2 protein-coding genes and 2 pseudogenes are annotated in these 4,121 nt (G+C 60.0%); 1 reads left to right on the top strand and 3 read right to left on the bottom strand.

The annotated features are described in order from the left end of the window. The 3 genes and pseudogenes from NW838_RS09740 to NW838_RS09730 all read right to left on the bottom strand — a co-directional run. Window positions 1-596: pseudogene (locus tag NW838_RS09740) on the bottom strand (glycosyl transferase); the annotation flags it as partial. A gap of 48 nt (window positions 597-644) precedes the next feature. Continuing rightward, window positions 645-2,582, bottom strand: a complete 1,938-nt coding sequence (locus NW838_RS09735) for a cellulose biosynthesis cyclic di-GMP-binding regulatory protein BcsB (protein ID WP_414427948.1) — start codon at window positions 2,580-2,582, stop codon at window positions 645-647. 147 nt (window positions 2,583-2,729) lie between these two features. Beyond that, the gene (locus NW838_RS09730; RefSeq protein WP_414356659.1) at window positions 2,730-3,131 is read right to left on the bottom strand and encodes a cupin domain-containing protein; all 402 of its coding nucleotides are present in this window, start codon (window positions 3,129-3,131) and stop codon (window positions 2,730-2,732) included. A 267-nt stretch (window positions 3,132-3,398) separates the two neighbouring features. Between NW838_RS09730 and NW838_RS09725 the strand changes: the two are divergent. Then, window positions 3,399-4,121: pseudogene (locus NW838_RS09725) on the top strand (hypothetical protein); the annotation flags it as partial.

Raw genomic sequence — 4,121 nt, 5'->3', positions numbered from 1 at the left:
GGGTAGCCCAGCAAATGGGCTAGGATGCTGAGATACTCGGGGGTGGAGAGGTAGCTCAGCCGGGTCAGCACCTGCCCCAGGCTGGAGCCGGTGCGGCGGCGGATCTCCAAAGCCTGCTGCCACTGCTCTAAGGTAAGACGGCTGCCCAGCAGATCGGCGGCCAGCTTGCGTTCAATGAGGGCGGTCAGAATCTGTTTTTCGGTGGCCGGGATCTCCCAAATCCGATCGGCTTCGGGGCAGAGGCGCTTGACATTTTGCCAGACAATGGGATGGCCCGGCTCCTCGGTAGCAACCACTACGGTTTGCGGGTCGAGCCAGCCACAGGGCAGAAAGCGCACCGGCACCAGATCGATAGGCTCGATCAGCCAAGGCAGCTCTAGGTCGAGGGGATGCTCGAGCAACCAGCTCCTCAGCTTGGGCCGATCCAAGATCTGACAGCAGAGGCGAGCAAACTGACGGGGGTGCATGGCCCGCAAGCTCCAGAGGGCCCGCGGCAGGGAACAAGCAGCTTGTTTTTGATAGCGATAAGCCTTTGCCAACTGCTCCTGGGTTAGACAGCCTGTGCGCACCAACCAGTATTCGATCAGCGTTAACATAAGCTCAAAATCAGGTTAATTCTAGGCGAACTTAGGTTCTCGCTTGGCTTAAGAGGGGGTTGGCGGCTCAGGTCGCCGGGCCAAACGTCGATAGGTGTCCCATGCCCCCACAGCCAGCAGGATGGCCAGCAAAAGCACCAGCCAAAAGCGGTACTGCCACAAAAGGAGCTGCCAGTTGAGGCGACCGCGGTAGCGCACTCGATAGCCCGACGGGGTGAGATCCCAGCTCTGTACTTGGGTGAGATCGGGGGCAGCGGCATAAGCGGTGACCACATTCCCCTGCAACTGGCTGGCCAGACGGGTGCGCGGATCGGCCAGGGATCGGCTCAAGCGCTCTGCCAAAACCGGGTCAGATCCCCACCAGGAAAGCCAAAGGTTCGGCTTACCTTTCAGGAGAAAGTACTGCAAAAGGCCGAGGTTTTCTTGAGGCTGAGCGGCCAAGGCCACCTGCTGGTTGAGGGGATTGATGATTTCAAACTGGGATCCCAGCCGGATGGGGCTATTAAGCTCCACCTGATCTGGCCCAGCCACGATCACCTGCCAGGCAAAGTTCCCCGTCTCCAGGTTGGCTTCCTCTTTGGGCAAAACCTCAAGGGTGGGCAGCAGGGGTCGGGCAGCCAGCCGGCTGAGGGCACCGACCAGGTAGGCGGCAGCCGGCAGCAGTTGGGGATCCCCCACCCACACTTGGCCGGATCCTCGAAGCACCGCCGGGATCTCCTGCAGCTCGCCAGTGGGGGCTTGGTAGCCGCTCCAGAGAAGGCCAGAGCTATCGGAACGCACTTGCAAAGTCAGCGGGGTCAGGGATCCCTGGCAATTACCGGGGCTGGCGCCATAGTCAAAGCGGAGCTCCAGTTGATTAAAGCGGCGCAGCAGGCGGGTGGGGAGGGGGATGGTCTCGTTGAGCTGGGTGCGGCCCGTTAGGTTGTAGGTGCGCAACAGAACGCCATTCAAGAACACGTAGCCGGTGAGGCGATCCCCCACTCGGCCATCCACCGGGTTCATAATGACGTCTAGTTGCGCCGCCAGATCCCGCGGCCGCCCCCCCAATTGGGACAGGTTGAAGTTGAAGACCAAAGACTGGCTGCCAAACCCCCGCAGCAGCGGATCCACAATACCCAACTCCCGCAAGCTAAGGCGGTTGGCCCTGGCCGAGGTTTCCAGCTCCGGCACTGCAGCCACCTGGATCCCTCGGCTGACCAGCCCTGCTCGCTTCCACTCTTCATACAAAGCTCGAATGGCCTCTGGGCGAGCCGCCACCCGCAGTCGGGATCCCTCTGGGGTAATTTGATGCTGCAAGTGGGGGGTGAAATTGGCCGGCTCTAAGATCACCTGTGCCCCCTGCTTCGGACGGTTGCTCCACAGGATGGGCGTTTGCGGAAACAGGTGAGAAAGGAGGCTGTACAGCCACAGAGCTGCTTCCGCCGTCTCAGAGGAAGGATTGGCCGGCACTACCAAAGTAACCTGAGGATACAGCCGGCCCAGAAAACCGGCCACCGTGGCATCAGGAACGAGGGGCGCCAGCTCAAAGAAACTGTCCCGCCCTACCGTCAGCAGCAAATTGCCGGTATTCAAGTCGGCGCAAATATCGTCGCTGATGCTCAGGAAAGGCTGCACCGACAAGGTGATAAAGCGCTCGCCAGCGGCCAAGCTGGGGATGGGCACTCGCACCACCGGCTCCTGCCGCAGGTCCCGCACCAGAAAAAGGCCCATTAGCTCCTCGTTGATCAGCACCCGCACCGTGGACGTGGGCTTGAGCACCGGCGAGGGATCCAGGCGCAACTGCACAAAGCTGGCCTCAGGGTCAACACCGTTCAGGGGGGCAGGGATCCCGATATCTAGACGCGGGTTAGCTCCTTGCAGCAGCACCGAGCGGTCGTAGCCCAGCCTTTGCAGAGAAATGACTTCCGCTGCGTGGACAGCCGTCGGCCCGCAACACCAAAGCAAACCGGCAACCCACAAAGCCCACTGCCTTGCCTTCTGCGTCACCTTGACCCCCTCTTGCTTATCCCTCACTTGTCTAGTGCAGGCAAGCCCCTTGGCCTACCTGACCCAGGTTTGCCCGACATGCAGAAATCTGTAAGCTTTCGGGGTCTGTACGCACAAATCGTGGATTCGGATGCCCAGGGGATCCCTCTACTGGCGGGCGTAGTCGTCCTCAAAGCGCACGATGTCGTCTTCCCCGAGGTATTCCCCGTTTTGCACCTCGATCAACACCAAGGGAAGGGTGCCGGGGTTTTCCAGGCGGTGCTTGGTGCAGGGGGGAATGTAAGTGGACTCGTTGGAGCTCAGCAGCATCACCTCTTCTCCACGGGTCACTTTCGCTGTGCCCCTGACCACGATCCAGTGCTCGCTGCGGTGGTAGTGCATCTGCAGGCTGAGCCGATGGCCGGGCTTGACCTCGATGCGCTTGATCTTGTACATCGGGCCTTCATCCAAAACCCAGAAGGATCCCCAAGGACGGGTTTCTGCTTGAGAGGGTACCAGCTCAAGCGCTGGAACTGCTGCATCATTCACGCCCCGCACAGCCTGCAACATAAGATCATGTCCTTGCAAAGTCGTCCCCATCCTCTCTCAGAATCCGAGAACCCCTCATCGACAATCTGGCTGAATTGGCCTACGCCAAAACTCGTAGAAAAAGACTCTCAAGACAGGGAATGCTAGTCTATCCCTGTGTCCAGTGCCTAGACACGTCAGCCCATCCCCATACTTTTTCTGAAACTTGTTCTCATCAGACAACTCTTAAGGCTTGATTCGCTGTTGAATGAGTTGCCTTCTAACTTCTTGAAGTCGTTAAAGCAACCCATGTTTCTCACCAAGCTCAGGGCTTTCTTGCGGCTCTTCGCGTCTACCGGGATCCCGTTTCTGCTGCTGGCCATTCTTCTTTGGGGTCTGAAGGAGGGCTGGGGCTGGGTGAGCTTGGAGATGCAGTTTCTCGGCTACAAGGGATCCGTGGCGGCCTTGGGGCCGGATCCGCGCCTGCCCATTGTGGGCACCACCTTTCCTCCCTTGCTGGTGCTGGCTACGGCCATTCTGGGACAATCCCCGCTGTTGTTGCAGACTGTCTTCGGCTCTCTGGTGCTGGGCTGGGTGTGGCGGCAGTTACGCCGTTTGCCGGTGGAGGTGGGATGGTGCTGGCTGTGGGGTTTGTTGATGGTGGTGCAGCCGACTTTGATCTTGATGCTGCTGCGCAGCCCTGTTTGGACAGCCACAGCAGGGTTGGTGGGGGTGAACATGGCCCTGCTGTTTCCCTTGAGTAAAGAGGAGCAGGCCAGGGCAGAGACTGGGGCGGATCCTGGCGAGCTGCCCGTTGCGCTGCGGCTGCTGCTCATTGGGCTGGCGCTGGGGCCCCTGATGGTGCTGCGTTGGGAAAGTGGGTGGCTGCTGCCCTGGGTGGCAGGGATGCTGCTGTTGGCTTTTCGCAAACAGTCCTGGGGTTTCCGGCTGACGGCGGTGCTGGTGGCGGGGTTTATCAGCCTGACCCTGATGTTGAGCTGGGTGTATGCTGTCTCTTATACCCCTCTCCGC

Origin of the sequence: Synechococcus sp. R55.2, from assembly GCF_047462075.1 — a bacterium.
Classification (GTDB): Bacteria; Cyanobacteriota; Cyanobacteriia; order Thermostichales; family Thermostichaceae; genus Thermostichus.
Note: the sequence above shows the minus strand (reverse complement) of the source record. Positions and strands in the feature narration are given on the sequence as shown.